At 73.8% G+C, this 15894-nt stretch carries 15 protein-coding genes; 2 read left to right on the top strand and 13 right to left on the bottom strand.

The window, feature by feature from the left end:
* Positions 1-43 precede the first annotated feature (43 nt).
* Positions 44-1630 carry a hypothetical protein gene (locus tag ACERUJ_RS01635; protein ID WP_370246690.1) on the top strand — a complete coding sequence of 529 codons (1587 nt, stop codon included), beginning with the start codon at positions 44-46 and terminating at the stop codon, positions 1628-1630.
* A 40-nt stretch (positions 1631-1670) separates the two neighbouring features.
* On the opposite strand, the gene atzF is transcribed toward ACERUJ_RS01635, so the two are convergent.
* The 8 genes from atzF to ACERUJ_RS01595 all read right to left on the bottom strand — a co-directional run bounded on the left by atzF (position 1671) and on the right by ACERUJ_RS01595 (position 10605).
* Positions 1671-3551 (bottom strand): allophanate hydrolase, encoded by a 1881-nt coding sequence (gene atzF, locus ACERUJ_RS01630; RefSeq protein WP_370246689.1) that lies wholly within the window; start codon positions 3549-3551, stop codon positions 1671-1673.
* Positions 3548-4267: a cysteine hydrolase family protein gene (locus tag ACERUJ_RS01625; protein ID WP_370246688.1), complete on the bottom strand. Its 720-nt coding sequence runs from the start codon at positions 4265-4267 to the stop codon at positions 3548-3550. Before ACERUJ_RS01625 ends, atzF begins: the two co-directional genes overlap by 4 nt.
* A 44-nt stretch (positions 4268-4311) precedes the next feature.
* On the bottom strand, positions 4312-4872 hold the full coding sequence (locus tag ACERUJ_RS01620; protein WP_370246687.1) for a cysteine hydrolase family protein: 561 nt from the start codon (positions 4870-4872) through the stop codon (positions 4312-4314).
* Positions 4873-4918: 46 nt separating this feature from the next.
* Positions 4919-6085 carry a BMP family ABC transporter substrate-binding protein gene (locus ACERUJ_RS01615; RefSeq protein WP_370246686.1) on the bottom strand — a complete coding sequence of 389 codons (1167 nt, stop codon included), beginning with the start codon at positions 6083-6085 and terminating at the stop codon, positions 4919-4921.
* A gap of 149 nt (positions 6086-6234) precedes the next feature.
* Positions 6235-7155 carry an ABC transporter permease gene (locus ACERUJ_RS01610; protein ID WP_370246685.1) on the bottom strand — a complete coding sequence of 307 codons (921 nt, stop codon included), beginning with the start codon at positions 7153-7155 and terminating at the stop codon, positions 6235-6237.
* Positions 7152-8246: an ABC transporter permease gene (locus tag ACERUJ_RS01605; RefSeq protein ID WP_370246684.1), complete on the bottom strand. Its 1095-nt coding sequence runs from the start codon at positions 8244-8246 to the stop codon at positions 7152-7154. The genes ACERUJ_RS01610 and ACERUJ_RS01605 overlap by 4 nt, the downstream gene beginning before the upstream one ends.
* Positions 8243-9859: an ABC transporter ATP-binding protein gene (locus tag ACERUJ_RS01600; protein ID WP_370246683.1), complete on the bottom strand. Its 1617-nt coding sequence runs from the start codon at positions 9857-9859 to the stop codon at positions 8243-8245. The genes ACERUJ_RS01605 and ACERUJ_RS01600 overlap by 4 nt, the downstream gene beginning before the upstream one ends.
* The gene (locus ACERUJ_RS01595) at positions 9856-10605 is read right to left on the bottom strand and encodes a GntR family transcriptional regulator (protein WP_370246682.1); all 750 of its coding nucleotides are present in this window, start codon (positions 10603-10605) and stop codon (positions 9856-9858) included. The genes ACERUJ_RS01600 and ACERUJ_RS01595 overlap by 4 nt, the downstream gene beginning before the upstream one ends.
* 170 nt (positions 10606-10775) lie before the next feature.
* Here ACERUJ_RS01595 and ACERUJ_RS01590 point away from each other — a divergent pair, with 170 nt between their 5' ends.
* On the top strand, positions 10776-11462 hold the full coding sequence (locus ACERUJ_RS01590) for an alpha/beta fold hydrolase (RefSeq protein ID WP_370246681.1): 687 nt from the start codon (positions 10776-10778) through the stop codon (positions 11460-11462).
* Here ACERUJ_RS01590 and ACERUJ_RS01585 read toward each other — a convergent pair.
* From ACERUJ_RS01585 to ACERUJ_RS01565, 5 genes are all read right to left on the bottom strand, one after another.
* Positions 11440-12093 carry a hypothetical protein gene (locus tag ACERUJ_RS01585; protein WP_370246680.1) on the bottom strand — a complete coding sequence of 218 codons (654 nt, stop codon included), beginning with the start codon at positions 12091-12093 and terminating at the stop codon, positions 11440-11442. The two genes, ACERUJ_RS01590 and ACERUJ_RS01585, sit on opposite strands and share 23 nt — an antisense overlap.
* Before the next feature lie 74 nt (positions 12094-12167).
* On the bottom strand, positions 12168-13346 hold the full coding sequence (locus ACERUJ_RS01580; RefSeq protein ID WP_370246679.1) for a DUF222 domain-containing protein: 1179 nt from the start codon (positions 13344-13346) through the stop codon (positions 12168-12170).
* 101 nt (positions 13347-13447) lie between these two features.
* Positions 13448-15190, bottom strand: a complete 1743-nt coding sequence (locus ACERUJ_RS01575) for a DNA/RNA helicase domain-containing protein (protein WP_370246678.1) — start codon at positions 15188-15190, stop codon at positions 13448-13450.
* Complete coding sequence (locus tag ACERUJ_RS01570; protein ID WP_370246677.1) at positions 15171-15503, bottom strand: nucleotide pyrophosphohydrolase; 333 nt, start codon at positions 15501-15503, stop codon at positions 15171-15173. Before ACERUJ_RS01570 ends, ACERUJ_RS01575 begins: the two co-directional genes overlap by 20 nt.
* Positions 15504-15543: 40 nt before the next feature.
* Positions 15544-15894 carry an ArsC/Spx/MgsR family protein gene (locus ACERUJ_RS01565; RefSeq protein WP_370246676.1) on the bottom strand — a complete coding sequence of 117 codons (351 nt, stop codon included), beginning with the start codon at positions 15892-15894 and terminating at the stop codon, positions 15544-15546.

The following is a 15894-nucleotide window of genomic DNA, read 5'->3' as shown; positions in this document are numbered from 1 at the left end:
CGGAACACGTGACGTGCCGAGGTGCATGTGAGACCTTGCCGGGATGACGCAGCCGCCCCCACCCCCCGGCCCCTCCCAGCCGCCCCCGCCGCCCGGCGGGTACGCGCCGCCGCCCCCGCCCGGTCCGCCCGGGCCCACGGCCCCGCCGGCGGCCGGCGTCGACCTGGGCGCCCTCACCCCGCACCTGCGACGCCTCGTGGCCGGCGACTGGCTCGGGGCCGCTGTCGTGGCCGTCGCCCTGCTGGCCGTCGTCGGTGCCGGCTCGCTCGGCCTGGCGGTGCTGGTGCAGGACCTCGGGTTCGGGCAGACGCTCACCCTCGCGGTCACGCTGACCGCCGCCGCGTTCGGCGTCAACGGCACCACCCACCTCACCGGCGAGCTCGACGGCGCCTCCGGGGAGGCCGACGCCTCCCTCCACGCCTCGCCGCTCCTGCTGCTCACCCTCGGGGCGATCGTGGCGGTGCTGCTGTTCCGGCGCCTGGCCCGGCGTCGCGCCACGTTCGGCGAGGTCGTGGCCGACGCCGTGCGGACCGGCCTGCTCACGACCGTGGTCGTGTTCGTGGCCGCGCTGGTCGTCCGCAGCGGCTTCACGACCGAGCAGGTGGGGCTGCTCGACCTCGGCGTCGACGACTCCGCCCTCGACGCCGACTTCGGGGCCGGCCGGCTCGCCTCCCTCGTCCAGCCGTGGCTGGTGGTGACGCTGATCCTCGTGCTGGCCGGTCTGCTGGTGCGCCGCGACCTGCTCGACGGCCGCACCGCCCGCGCCCACGACGTGCTGCGCGGGCCGGTGATCGGCGCCGCCGCCCTGGTCCTGCTGCTGCCGGCGGCCGGCACCGCGTTCTGGCTGATGCTCAAGGTGGCCGGCGACTCCGTGGACCGCGACGGCCTCACCGTGGCCAGCTTCGCCGCGCTCGTGATCGCCTCGCTGTCCAACCTCGGCTACACCACCCTCGGCATCGGTGTGCTGTCCCCCGTGGGCGCCAGCAGCTCGGGTCGCGCCGCCGGCACCGGGCCGGTGGGCGAGGAGGAGTTCCTGCGCCTGGGCACCCTCACCGACACCCAACCCGGCCTGTGGGCCTCGCCGCTCGTCGCCCTGCTGGTGCTCGCCGCCGTGGCCGTCGTCGTCGTGCGCACCGCTCCGGCCGGGGAACGGCGCCGCGCCGGACTGACCTGGCTGGCCTCCCTCGTGGTGGTCCTGCCGGTCCTGACCTGGTGGACCTCCGCCCACGGCTCCGGCAGCGCCGCGGCGACCTTCGACGGCGAGGCCTTCCGCGGCGAGGGGACGGTCTACGCCGGCCTCGACGGCGTGCCGGGCACCCTGCTGCTGCTCGTGGCCGCCGCCGTGGTCGGGCTGGTCGTGATGCTCGTGACCGGCGCGCTCACCGGCGGCGACCTGCGCCGGGCCGGCGACTCGCTGCGCACGGCGGCGGCCACCGTCGCCCCGGCCCCGGCCCCGGCGTCGGCGCCGCCGGCCCCGACCGGGTGGGGTGCGCCTCCCGCGGCTGCCCCGGGCCCGCCCCCACCGCCGGCCCCTCCGGCGTTCCCGCCCCCGGCCGGACCCCCGGCGGGCGGGCCCCCGTCACCCCCCACCCCGCCCGGCATCGACCTCGGCAAGCCCGGACCCGGCTGACCGGACCCGGCTCATCGGGACGGCTCATCGGGACGGGCGGTCAGCGGGCCGCGAGGTAGGCGCGCCAGCCGCCGAACCCGGTGATGTCCTCGGCGTCGGCCAGGGCCCAGGGCTCGCACACGAACCCGTGCACGCGGACGCCGTCCTCCAGCTCGACCTGGCCGATCGCCAGGGGCGCGACGACGGTGGCGAGGAACCCGCCGACCTCCGCCCACGGCAGCCGGTACACCTCGACCTCGATGGCCGTCCCGGTGCGGTCCCCCGCCGCCACCCGGCGCAGGCCGGGCTTGGGGGGCACCGTGCCGGGCAGCGCGTAGAACCGGTACACCGGCGCGGTGCGGGTCCGCCGCCGCAGCCGGGCGCCGCGGCCCAGGAGGTCGGCGTGCAACGGCATGCCCTCCAGGTGGGCACCGACCACCGCGACGTCGAGCCCGGGCGGCAACGGCGGCTCGACCGGCGTCGGGGCCCCGCCGCGCAGGACCGCCTCGAGGGTGGCCGCGACGCCGGCGAGGGCGCCGTCCGACCCCGCCGGCGCCTGCACCGTGACGCCGAAGGGCAGCGGACCCCCGGATCCCCCGGGCGCTCCGGGCACTCCGGGAACGGCGATCGCGGCGAGGTCGAGCAGGTTGGTGAACGTGGTCCAGCGGCCCAGCCGGGCGTTCAGGGCCACCGGGTCGGCCTGCAGCTCGGCCACGGTGAAGGTCTCGGTGACGGTCGGGGTCAGCAGCGCGTCGACGTCGGCCAGGAGGGCGCGCACCCGTCGCCGCCGCTGCGCCATCGCGTCCAGGCCGGCGAACACCTCGACGCCGGTGACGGCCGTGGCGCCGTCGAGGATCCCGGCCACCGCGGGCCACACGGCGTCGCGGTGCGCAGTGAGGAAGTCGGTGAGCCCGGCGGCGCGCTCGGCGAGCCAGGGACCGGTGTAGAGCTGGTCGCCGGCGGCGTGGAGGTCGTCGACCACGTCGGCCGGGAGCGGCACCAGCGTGACGCCGGCGCCGCGCAGCCGCTCCAGCGTCGCCTCCCACGCCGCCTGCTCCCCGCGCGCGCCCCAGCCGCGGACCGCGGCGGGCACGGCCAGTCGCAGCCGGCCGGGCTCGACCGGCTGCGGCGTTGCGGCCGGCACGTCGAGCGGGCGCGACCAGGGGTCGTCCGGGTCGTGCCCGGCCAGGACGTGGAGCACCGCGGCGGCGTCGGCGACGTCCTGGGTGAAGACCGACACGCAGTCGAGCGACCGGCAGGCCGGCAGCAGGCCGCGGGTGCTGACCAGGCCGATGGAGGGCTTGAGGCCGACGACGCCCTGCAGCGCGGCCGGCACGCGCCCGGAGCCGGCGGTGTCGGTGCCGAGGCTGAACGGCACCTGGCCCGCGGCGACGGCGACCGCCGATCCCGAGCTCGACCCGCCCGGCACGAGGGCGGGGTCGTGCACGTGCCGCGGGACGCCGTAGGGGCTGCGGGTGCCGTTGAGACCTGTCGCGAACTGGTCGAGGTTGGTCTTGCCGATCAGCAGCGCGCCCGCGGCCTCGAGCCGGGCGACCGCGACCGCGGTCTCCTCGGGCTCGTAGGCGAAGCCGGGGCAGGCGGCGGTGGTCGGCAGGCCCCGGGTGTCGAGGTTGTCCTTCACCGCGAACGGCACGCCCCACAGCGGCAGCCGGCTGCGGTCGGCGGGGTCGAGGCGGGCCACGGCCCGCGCCACGTCGGTCGGCGGCACCAGGCTGATCCAGGTGCCGTCCTCGCCCCGGGCCGCGATCCGGGCGTGCACCTGCGCCACGACGTCGGCCACCTCGGCGCACGGGTCGTCGCTGGCGACGTAGCGGGCGCGCAGCCCGGCCACGGTGAACGGGGTCGCGGACGACGTCGCGGACGACGTCGCGGTCCGGGTGCCGGCGGCCGGGGCGGGGAGGTCGACGGGCGTGCCGGTCATGCGACCGGTGCGGCCAGGCTCGCCAGCAGCGCCTCGGAGGTCGCGATGGCGCCGAAGACGCCGCCCTGCATCGTGATCATCTTCAGGGCCGCGGCGTAGTTGCCGGGATCGGTGGCGCCCGTGCAGTCGGTGAGCAGCAGGCACTCGTAGCCCCGGTCGTTGGCGTCGCGCATCGTGGTGTGCACGCACACGTCGGTGGTGATGCCGGTGAAGATCAGGTGAGTGATGCCGCGGGTGCGCAGCAGCAGGTCGAGGTCGGTGGCGTAGAAGGAGCCCTTGCCGGGCTTGTCGATCACCAGCTCGCCCTCGATCGGGGCGACCTCGGGCACGATCTCCCAGCCGGGCTCGCCGCGGGTCAGGATGCGTCCGCACGGGCCGTCGGAGCCGATGCCGGCACCGATCTGCTGGCTGCGCCACAGCTTGTTGGGCGGGCAGTCCGACAAGTCGGGCCGGTGCCCCTCGCGGGTGTGCACCACGAACAGCCCGGCCTCGCGGGCCGCCGCCAGCACCCGCTGGGTCGCGGGCAGGCCGGCGCGGGTGAGGCTGAGGTCGTAGCCCATGCGGTCGACGTAGCCGCCGGGGCCGCAGAAGTCGACCTGCCAGTCGATGTTGATCAACGCGGTGCGCTCGGGGGCGAACCCGCCGTCGAAGGGCCAGGCGTAGGGCTCGGCGGGCAGGGCCGGGAAGCGGGTGGGGCTGGTCGTGGGGCTGGTCATCGCGGGGTCCTCTCGCGGGAGTTCGGAGGGTTCGTGGGGGCGGGTCAGGGACGGCCGAGGGCGGCCAGGACGGCGTCGGTCTCGCCGACGGCGCCGAAGATGCCGCCGGACATCTCGATCTGCGAGCGCGAGGCGGCGCGCAGGTCGGGGTCGAAGGGCACGCAGCCGTCGAGCACCAGCAGGCACTCGTAGCCGCGGTCGTTGGCCGAGCGCATCGTGGAGTGCACCGAGGTCTCCAGCCAGCCGCCCACCAGCAGCAGCCGGTCGCGCCCGGTGCGTCGCAGCAGCGCGTCCAGAGGGCTGCCGTGGAAGCCGTCCAGGCCGGCGGCGACCACCGTCTCGTCGATCGGATGATCCGACTCGACGACGGTCGCCGCCGGCCCCATGGGGGTGGACCGGTCGTCGGGGGCCGACCGGCGGGGCGGGGCGGTGGTCACGGCGACCACCGCCCCGCCGAGATCGTGCAGCCGCTGCGCGAGCGGCGCGACCGTGGCGGGCAGGGCCGGGGCGTCGGCCCCCCGCACCACCAGGAGCGCGGTCCGAGCCGGGGCGAGATCCCCGTCGTAGGGCCAGGCGTAGGGCGTGGAGCCCGCCACGGTCGTCATCGTCGTCCCTCTGTCCCCTGGTGTCGTCGTCCTGGTGCCGTGGGTCCTACTGGGCCAGGTCGCCGACCACGCCCTGGACGAAGAAGTCCATGGCGTCGTTCTCGGCGTAGGTCGGGACCACGCCCTCCTCGATGGCGAGCGTGCCGTCCTGGTCGTAGACGGGGCCCACGAACGGCGAGCCGTCCTCGGTGCCGAGGAACTCCTGGGCGGCGGTGATCTCCGACATGGTCTCCTCGCTCACCAGCGGGCCGTAGGGCGCGAGGACGAAGGGGTTGGTGCCGGTCTTGTAGCCCACGCGGAAGTTGTCGTTGTACTCGCTGCCGACGAAGTCGCCGTCGACGACGGTCTGCACGATGTCGGTGTAGAGCGGGCCCCAGTCCCACACGGCGCCGGTGAGCCAGCCCTCGGGGGCGAGGCTGGAGGCGTCGGCGTGGTAGCCGACCGTCATGGCGCCGGCCTTCTCGGCCGCCTGGATGACCGTGGCGGTGCAGTCCTGGTGCTGCGTCAGCACGTCGACGCCCTGGGAGAGCAGGCTGTCGGCGGCGGCCTGCTGCTTGCCCGGGTCACACCACGAGGAGGTGGACACGGTGATCGTCTCGGCGTCGGGGTTCACCGACTGCGCGCCGCGCTCGAAGGCGTTGATGTTCGCGATCGTCTGCGGGATCGGGAAGGCGTAGACGTAGCCGAGCTTGTCGGACTTCGTCGACGCGCCCGCGGCGATGCCGGCCAGGTACATCGGCTCGTACACGGTGCCGAAGTAGGTGCCGGAGTTCTCCGGGATGTCCTCGGTGATCGTGTTGCCCTGCTGCACCACGACGACGTCGGGGTTCTCCTCGGCCACCTTCAGCGCGGCGTCGAGGTGACCGTAGCTGGTGGCGAAGATCAGCTTGGCGCCCTTGTCGATCATCTGCTGCATGGTCGTGGCCGCGGTGTCGTCCTCGGGCACGTTCTCGGCGGTGAGGACCTCGAGGTCGGGGAACTCCTCGGCGATGACCTGGCTGCCCTCGTAGACGGCCTGGTTGTAGCCGAAGTCGTCCTTGGGGCCGACCATGATGAAGCCGACGGCGGTGGTGCCCTCGCCGGGAGCGCCGTCGCCCTCCTCGGCGGTGGTCGACTCGGTGGCCGAGGAACAGGCGGCGAGGAGCGCGAGGGACGCAGCGGCCGCCGCAGCGGCCGAGAGCCGGGAGCGCCGGATACGGTGGGGCAGGGACATGCGGATCTTCCTTCTGTGGTGTCTCACCACCGCGTCGGCCTCGGAGTGGCAGCTCCGCCGGCGCGGTGTTCCCGTTTCCGGGGTGAGGGAGGGGGTGGGGACTCGCAGGGGCAGGGGGACTCGCGGAGTGCGGGACCGGAGCGGCCCGATCACCCGGGACTGGGTGCGTTCTCGAACACCCGCTTGAGCTCGGCCGGGGCGGACGACAGTGTCCGGCGGCCGAGGATCGTGAGCACGACGAGGGTGAGCACGAAGGGCACCGCGTCGAGCAGGAACTGGTTGATGCCGTAGCCGCGGGCCTGCAGGGCCGGGCCGAGGGCGATCGCGCAGCCGAAGAGGTAGGCCCCGCCGAGCACGCGCCAGGGGCTCCAGACCGCGAAGATCACCAGGGCGACGGCGATGAAACCACGCCCCGAGACCATGTTCTCGAACCAGGCGTTGGCGTAGGCCGTGGAGAGGTGGGCCCCGCCCAGACCGGCCAGCACGCCGCCGGCGACGACGGCGCCGGTGCGCACCAGCCGCACGTCGTAGCCGTGCACGACCAGGGAGTCGGCCCGCTCGCCGGCGGTGCGCACGAGCAGCCCGAGGCGGGTGCGGAACAGCACCGCCCAGGTGAGCGGCACGAGCACGTAGCTGAGGTAGAGCAGCGGGTCGTGGCGGAACAGCACCTCGCCCACCACCGGGATGTCGGAGAGGCCGGGCACCTCCCAGGTGTCGAAGCCGACGACGGCCTGCCCGACGTAGGAGGCGCCGAACAACGAGGTGAGGCCGAGGGCGAGGAAGAGCAGGCTGAGCCCGACCGCCATCTGCGAGGCGGAGCGGTAGACCACGAGCAGCGCGTGCAGCAGCCCCATCGCACCGCCGGCCACGGCGCCCGCGAGCGCGCCGGTCCAGGGGCTGCCCGACTCCACGCCCACGGCGTAAGCGGTGAGGGCACCGACGAGCATGGCGCCCTCGACCCCGAGGTTGATGACGCCCGAACGCTCGCTCACGGTCTCGCCGAGGGCGGCGTACATGATGGAGGTGCCGCCGGCGACGCCGCCGGCCAGCACGTCGACGACCAGGCTCATGCGGACACCTTCTTCTTGCTCGCGGTGAAGCCGAGGACGGCCACCAGGATCAGGGCGGTGAGGACGTTGACCGACGCCGCCGGCAGGCCGGCGTCGAGCTGGAGGGAGTCGGCCGCCACCGAGAGGGAGGCGAACACGAACGCCGCGACGACGATCGGGCCGGGGCGGTGCCGGGCCAGCCAGCAGGCGAGGAAGGCGGTGTAGCCGAGCTGGGCACCGAAGCCGGGCCGCAGCTTGTACTCGACCCCCGCGAACTGGATCATCCCGGCGAGGCCGGCCAGCGCGCCGCCCACCATGAGCGCGGAGAGCACGAGCAGCCACACCTTCAGGCCGGCCCGGCGGGCCGCCTCGCCGTTGCCGCCGGCCACCGAGATCCGGAAGCCCCAGCGGGTGCGGCTCATCAGGTAGCCGACCACCACCACGGCCACCAGCGCGATGACGATGCCGGTGTTGATGCGGGTGCCGCTGACGACCGGCAGCTTCACGGCGTCGGCGAGCTCCTCGGTGGTGGGCTGGCCGACCGGGTTCTCCCGCCAGGGCTGGTAGATGAGGAAGAGCAGCACGTCGAGGGCCACGAAGTTGAGCAACAGGGTGCTGATCGCCTCGTTCACCCCGGCCAGCAGTCGCATCAGGGCGGCGAGACCGGCCCACAGCGCTCCCGCCGCGCCCGCGGCCACCAGCATGAGCAGCAGCACGAGGCCGGGGCCGAGGCGGTCGCCGAGCAGCAGGAAGGTGCCGCAGGCCGCGACGCCGCCCATGATGATCTGGCCCTCGCCGCCGACGTTGGTGAGGCCGGCCCGCGCGGGCACCGCCACCGCGAGCGCGCCGAGGATCAGCGGCGTCATCTGGATGACGATCTCCTCCAGCGACCGGCGCCGCTGGAAGGTGGACTCCCACATGCCCTGGTAGGTGGCCAGCGGGTCGGCGCCCTTGATGGCCAGCACGAGGCTGAAGGCCGCGAACGCACCGGCCAGGGCGAGGGTCCAGCGCAGGGCGACCTGCCAGGTGGGCAGACGCAGCGCGAGACGCCGCGGCGCGGGCTCCGGGGCGCCGGGGGCGCCGGCGTCGGGCGGGGTCAGGGTCGCGGTCATGCCGCACCTCCGATCATGAGCCGGCCGATGGCGTGGCGGTCGAAGTCGGCGAGCGCGACCTCGCCGGCGAGGTGCCCGTCGTGCATCACGACGATGCGGTCGGCGATGCTCATCAGCTCGTCGAGGTCCTCACTGACCATCAGCACCCCCGCGCCGGCGTCGCGACGGGCCAGCAGCAGCTCCTGGGTGCGCCGCACGTTGGCGATGTCGAGGCCGCGGCTGGGGTAGGCGGCCACCACGAGGGTGGACTCCAGGCCGAGCTCGCGGGTGAGGACGACGCGCTGGATGTTGCCGCCGGAGAGCTCGCTCACCGTGCGGTGCTGCGGCGCGAGCCGCAGGCCCAGGGCCGCGTCGCGCTCGGTGGTGCGGCGCCGCACGCCGCGCCAGTCGATGCCCAGGCGCCGCTTCGGGAAGGGTCGCCCGTCGAGCACCATGTGCTGGGTGACGTCGAGCCGGGTGACGACGGCGTCGGCCACCGGGTCCTCGGGGATGCTCACCGCCCCTGCTGCCAGGGCGCCAGCGGGGCCGCGCACCTGGTCGCCGCAGATGTGCACGGTGCCGCGCAGCGGGCGCCGCAGGCCCAGGGCCACCTCGCACAGCTCGCGCTGCCCGCTGCCGGCCACGCCCGCGATGCCCACGAGCTCGCCGGGGCGCACCACGAGGTCGATGTCGGTGAGCGCCTGGTGGCCGCGGTCGCCCAGGCAGCTGACCCCGGCCAGGCGCAGGGCGGGCACGGCGTCGTCGTCGCGGGGCGGGGGCGCGGGGCGGGTGAGGTCGGCGACGCTGCGCCCGACCATCGCCTCGATCAGCTCGGCGTCGGTGAAGTCGCCCGGCACGACGTCGGAGAGCACGGTCCGGCCGCCGCGCAGCACGGTGGCGCGGTCGGCGATGGCGCGGACCTCGTCGAGCTTGTGGGTCACGATCACCACGCCGAAGCCCTGGCTGCGCAGGTGGGAGACCACCGCGAACAGCGACTCCACCTCCTGGGGCGCCAGCACGCTGGTGGGCTCGTCGAGGATCACCAGCCGGGCGCCGGTCATGAGCACCTTGAGGATCTCCACCCGCTGCCGCTCGCCGATCGAGAGGGTGCCGACCCGCGCGCGGGGGTTCACCGCCAGCCCGAACTCGGTGCTGGCGCGCTCGATGCGGGCGGCGAGCGACCGCAGCTTCAGGGTGGGGCCCTCGGGCAGGGCGAGGGCGACGTTCTCGGCGACGGTGAGGGCCGGCACCAGCCGCAGGTCCTGGAACACCATCCCGATGCCGTGACGCCGGGCGTCGGCGGGGCTGTCGATCACGGCCTCGCGCCCGTCGACCATGAGCTGGCCGGCGTCGGGGGCGTAGACGCCGTAGATCATCTTCAGCAGCGTCGACTTGCCGGCGCCGTTCTCGCCCACGAGGGCGTGCACCTCGCCCGGCAGCACCGAGAGCCGCACGTCGTCGTTGGCCTGCACCTCGCCGAACCGCTTGCTCAGGCCGAGCACGTCGAGCAGCGGTTCGGCACGGCGGTGCCGACCGGTCGCGGCGCCGGTCTCGCCGGCCTGGGTGGGGTCCTCCTCCGGGGTGGGGGCGGTGGTCGGGGCGGACACGGACAGGTCGGTGGAGTGCTCGGTCATCGGTCGGCCTCTCGGGAGCGGCGGCTGCGCAGCGCGCGTTGGCGGATGGCGTCGGCGGCGCGCTGCTCGACGACGTCGAGGGAGGCGCCGATGTGGTCGCGCAGACGGTGGGCGGCCAGGTCGATCTCGCCGTCCAGCAGGGCCTCGAGGATCCCGAGGTGCTCCTCGATGCTGGAGATGATGCGGTCCTCGGTGAGGAAGTCGTAGGTGCGCACGGGACGGATCCGGGCGTTGACCGTCTCGAGCATCTCGACCATCGCGAGGTTGCCGGAGGCGCTCAGGAGTCCGACGTGGAACTCCTCGTCGAGCTCGATGAACGAGCCGTCGGCGGCGGGCGGGTCGAGCCGGATGCCCTCCCACACCTCGTGCAGACGACGCAGCGCCGTGCGGTCGTGGTCGATGCCGTCCTCGTGGGCGCGGGTGATGCCGCGCAACTCGAGGGCGAGGCGCAGCTCGTAGAGGTCGCGCAGGTCGAGCAGCTCGATCTCGGCGACGTAGTACCCGCCGTCGCGGCGCACGAGCAGCCGGTCGGCGTGCAGGCGCACGAACGCCTCGCGCACCGGGGTGCGGGAGACCTCGAGCAGGTCGGCGATCGACTCCTCGGTGAGCCGCTGCCCGGTGGGCACCTCGCCCAGCATCACCATGCGCCGCAGCTGCGTGTAGGCGCGCTCGCGCAGCAGGCGGGCGGCGTCGGCGCGCTTGGGCTGCGGGGCCCGCGGAGCGGGCGTCGGCGGCGTGGGCGTCACGGCGGACTCCTGGGGAGAGTCGGGGCAAGGACGACACGGAGGGTGCCTGGAGGGGAGAGGGTCGGCTGTATACAACGATGTATGCGTCGTGTTTCGCGGGCCGACGCCGTCGTGTTGCGATCGCGTGAACCCTGGGGTCCCGACGCACTCCGGGCGTTACGGTCGCCGCTGTGACTCCCCCACCTCCCGCCGGCCCACCCTCCCCTGACCCCGGCCCCGCGCCGATCGTGCTGGTGCACGGCACGGCCACCACCCCGGCGATCTGGACCGACGTCGCGGCCCTGCTCCGCACCGCCGGACACGAGGTGTCCACCCCCGAACGCCCCCGCAGCGGCGATCTCGCCACCGAGCTGGCGTGGCTGCAGGACCAGGCGCGCGACGCCTGGCTGGTGGGCGTGAGCGGCGGGGCCACGCTCGGCCTCGCCGCGGCCGGCGCCGGGCTGCGCCTGCGGGGCGCGGTGCTGCACGAGCCCGCCGTCGGGTCCCTCGTGCCCGACCTGCTGGCGCCGGTGGCGGCCGCGTTCGCCGACGGCGGCACGGTGGCGCTCGGCGCCGCGCTCTACGGTCCCGCCTGGGACTGCGAGCCGGGACCGGCCTCCGACGACGTCGTCACCGCGCGCGAGCTGGCGATGTTCCGCGGCTTCGAACCCGTCCCGCTGCCCGCCACGGTGGGCCCGGTGCTGGTGACGGTCGGCGGGGACTCACCCCCGGTGCGTCACGCGGCAGCCGCCGCGGCAGCGGGGCTCGGCGCGACCACACGGGTCCTGCCCGGCGTCGCCCACCACGTCGCACGGACGCACCCGGCGCAGTTCGCCGCAGTCGTGGCGGACTGGGTCAGCGGGCGCAGCCGCGGGTGAACCGGCCGGTGATCTCGGCGGGCGCCTCGACCGTGACCGGCGTGGCGCTGTCCGTCGGGGTGTAGGTGACCCGCACCCCGCCGTAGGAGAAGGGGCGGCGCACGGCGTAGTCGAGGCGCAGCAGGAACACCCCGGAGCGGTCGGCGGCGAGCTCGGCGCCCTGCGCCGGGACCGCCGCCGCGAAGTCGAGCCGGCGCGCAGCGGCCAGCGCCCCCAGGTCGGCTCCCTCCGCCGGGAGCTGACCGGAGTCGATCACCGGAGCGTCCGGCGTGCGACTCGGCACGATCTGCGGCCCCTCACCCAGCTCCACCCCGACGGGATCGATGAGCTCGATCTCGTTGACCACGACCGGGGCCGTGGTGCGCCACGAGGTGTCGAAGTCGAGGTAGCGCCCGCTCACCGGATCACCCGACGCGGTGACGGAACGCAGGCAGCCGGTGCTGCGCAGCGTCGAGCTGACGACGGACAGTGCGGCGTCCGCGGGAGCGTCCGTCGCCGTGGTCGTCGTCTCCGTGGTCGTCGCCTCGGCGGGGGTCGCACCGGGGCTGGGCGACTCCTCGCCCGAGCAACCGGACAGCAGCAGGGCGACGCCCACCGTCGGGACGGCGAGCAGCAGGGGGAGGCGACGCATCGGGGAACTCCTGGGAGCGAGAGGGTAAGGCTCACCGGGCCTACCCGGTCCGGTCCCGGACGAATCGTGGCGGTTCAGGCGCACAGCGGATCCTCGCCGTCACGGTCCTGAGGCCGATGTCGTGCGCGGTGGTGGCGGGGACATCGTGGTTGGCCGGTGAGGTCGGTGCCTCCGCCTGATTCCCAGGGTGGGTCGTGGTCGATCTCGCAATGACTCGCGGAGACGTCGCAGCCGGGGTGGACGCACGTGCGGTGCAGGGTGGCGATCGCCATCCGCTGCGCCCTGGTGTGGAACCTCCGGGTGCGGCCCCAGTCCAGCACCATGCCGGCGCCGTCGAGGACGGCCGGGATGATCCCGCCCTTCGCGGCGAGCCTGCGGGCGGCGGTCGCGCTGATCTTCTCGCCGGTGTCCAGGAGCCCGGCCTGCTCCAGTTGCTGGGTGAGGTTCTCGATGGTCATCGTGACGACGACGGTCGCGCCGCAGCCGGCCCGGTCGGGGAGGTCCTTGTCCTCGATGCGTTCGAGCAGGTCGCAGAACGCCTGGCCCCACCGCGCCGGAGTCCTCAGCGTGGGGTCGTAGGACCCGGCACCCTCCGCCGCCCGCTTCGCCTTCGGGGCACCGATCGCGGTGAGCATCTTGCGCAGCATCGCGCCGTGCAGCACGGGGATGCGGAACCAGCCCTCGACCGTGCCGTCGTCGTGCTCGACCATCGAGAACCGGACCCGCTGCGCGGCCCGGGCCTCCTGCCGCTCCAACGCGGCGGACTCCCGGGCGTCCGCGGCCACCGGGTCGAGGACCTCCCAGATCCGCCGCCCGAGGACCCGCAGGTCCTTTGCGTGGTGTGTCTCGGCCTTCTCCAGCAGATACGTCGACGCCCGATCGCGGTCCTCCTCTGGCACCTCGGCGACCGCGTCCACGATCACCTTCGCCTGCGCGGGGTTGATCGCGGCGCTCGCGAGCGCCGACGCGACGTCAGGCCGGCCGTCCAGCGCCACCGCCTCCCGCATCGCCGCGCGCCCCTGCGCGACCGTCGTCCGGGTCGTCCGGGCGTGCCACACCGCCACCGACTCCGCTCCCGACTCCTGGTGCGCCCCGATCTCCTCGGCATGCACCAGCACCCGCGCCTTCAACGCCGCCGTGACGGCCTCCAGCTCAGCCAACTCCTGCAGCACCGTCAGGCTCTCGGCCGCCCCGAGACGCCACACCTCCCCACCCGCCGCCGCGCCCAGCGCGGTGCGGGCAGCGTGCGTCAACGCCGCAACGCTCGCATCCGGGGTGGCCATCTCCATGTGATGAGTCAACACGGGACCACCGACAGTTCCGAGGCCTCCGCCGGACCCTGTGGAAGGTCCCCTTACGTCGCCAGGGTGTGGGCGAATCGGCGCCTCAAGCCGGGATCACAGACGTAGACATAGGTCCCGAGGATTCCTCGCGTCAGAAGCACCGCGTAGATGTTGCGGACGTAGGCGAGCAGATCCTCGTCGGTGTAGGTGATGCCCAACGTCGGATTGTTCTCCCGCCCCTTCTTGTCGAAGTAGTGCTCGCGCTGGAACCGGACTCGCTGCGCACTGTCGTCCCATGCCAGGTCGCGGCCGATGATCACCCCGGCGTAGTTGAGGTCGTACCCCTGGACGGTGTGGATGGAGCCCACCTCGTCGACAGCACGGGCCGAGTGGACCCAATCGACGGCCGTCGAGTTCCACTGCAGGCCGACGCCGTCGAGCTCGATGTCCACGGCGGTCGGGTCGTTCTTGCTGGCCCAGGCCCAGGCGTAGCCGGCAACGAGCCGCGCGAGGCCGGACTCGGCCTCTCTCCGGGCGAGTTCGGCCCGCATCACCGACAGGTCGTCGAACAGTCGAAGGTCGTAGCCGGGGAAAGCACGGGGGGCGACTGGTTCGTCACCGAGGAGTGACCGCACGAATCCCAGGTAGTCGTCGCCGGCCGCCACCCGGAGCTGCGAGCGCAGGGTGTGGAGCCTGCCCTGTGAGCGCGCCTCGGCCACCAACGGCACCACTACGCGAGCCGGGAGATCAGCAGGGCGCACGGTCTGGAGCGGATCGAGCATCAGGATCTGGTGGTCGCTGCGGTCCTGGATCCAGTCGAGTTGGGTCAGCTCGGCCGCATCCTCGCCGAAGAGCCGACGGTTGATGTCGGCGAACTTGCGGTTCAGCACCCCGGAAGGCTGATTGGCGCGCTGCGACAGACGATGGGCCTCGTCGACCACCAGCAGCCCGAAACGCTGCTCGCTGGCGCCGACGTCGAAGGGCGAGAGCACCATGTCTGCCGAGAGGCCAGGGGTCCTGGCGAAGACCTGACGCACCGACGCCCGCAGTGACTGCTGCGGGACAACGAAACCCACGCGGAGTCCCGCCACGCGTTCGGGATGGTCCGGGGTGAAGAAGTCGGCGAACCGCGAGTCACCGTCGACGGGTTCCTCGGGGTCGGCGTCCCGGATGTCCATCAGCAGCTTGAGCAGGTAGATGGCCAGGACCGTCTTGCCGGTGCCGGGCTCACCCTGGACGACCGTCCGGCTGGGGACCTGCTGTGCCCGGTCCTCGAAGAAGCCCTCGAGGATCGACTCCACCGCGGCTTCCTGGTCGTTGGTGAGAGCCTTGAACGGAGACAGCTTGAACAGGTCGCTGTTCTCGATGTCCCGCACCGGACGCGTGAAGAGGCCTTGCTGCAGCAGGTCGTCGAAGATCCGGTCGAAGGTCGCCTGGTAGCGCGCCCGGTCGAAGTAGTCGGAGTCGACGACGCCGTCGTTGCGGTTCAGCACGATGCGCTCGCCGTCACCGGAGAGCAGCCGGATCAGGTACGACTCCAGATCCAGGCAGGCGGACTTGTTGAAGGTGTCGTCGAGGATGACCCGCGCCCGGACGAGGTGGCCCCGCTCCCGGGAGTCCAAGTGCTGTCGCAACCGGGTGGCGACGTGGCGCGACTCGCCCACGTACACCTCACGGCCGCCCTCCAGCGTGTAAACGACCGGCCAGTTCATCAGTCGGCGATCGGCCCGTGCGCGGAAGGCGATCTCCTCGGCCGTCAGACGCAGCGACTCGATGCGCACGGGGCCGGAGCCGTCACTCGGGGAGCCGGTCATGCTTCTCGCTCCGTCCCCGAGCCCGCTCGACCGGGTACTTGGCGCGGGTGAGCTCGAGTTTGGTCAGCACCAGCTCCTCGGGGGTGCGCCCGAGCCGGTCGGCGAGCAGGTAGGCGTAGGTGAGCACGTCCGCCAGCTCGTCGCAGACCCGTTCAGCCTCCGCGTCGGCGTTCCACTGGAAGCACTCCAGCAGTTCCCCCGCTTCGATCGCGATGCTCTTCGCGAGGTTCTCCGGGGTGTGGAACCGAGCCCAGTCACGCTCGGCCACGAACGCGGCCAGGGCCGCGCGCACCGGATTCTCAGCCGTCGACATGGCGGAACCGTAACGCGGCGCGCGCCCCGGTCCGACGACCTCAGCCGATCGCCCGTGCCACCGTCTCCGGATCCCGGGCGACGACGGCGGTGCCGTCGTCGGCGGTGAGGATCGGCCGTTGGAGGAGGACGGGGTGCGCGGCGAGGGCGGCGATCCAGTCGGACCGGGCCTCGGGGGTGCGCGGCAGGTCGCGGACGGCGACGGCGTCGGGCTCGCCGGTCCGCGTGATGTCCCAGGGCTCCAGGCCGAGCCGGTCGAGGACGGCGACCAGCTCGGCCGGCGTCGGAGGGTCGTCGAGGTAGCGGCGCACGGTGTAGGCGATCCCGGCCTCGTCGAGCGCGGCGGTGGCGGCGCGGCACTTGGAGCAGGCGGGGTTGATCCAGATCTCCAC

This window comes from Nocardioides sp., assembly GCF_964228225.1.
Lineage (GTDB): Bacteria > Actinomycetota > Actinomycetes > Propionibacteriales > Nocardioidaceae > Nocardioides.
Note: the sequence above shows the minus strand (reverse complement) of the source record. Positions and strands in the feature narration are given on the sequence as shown.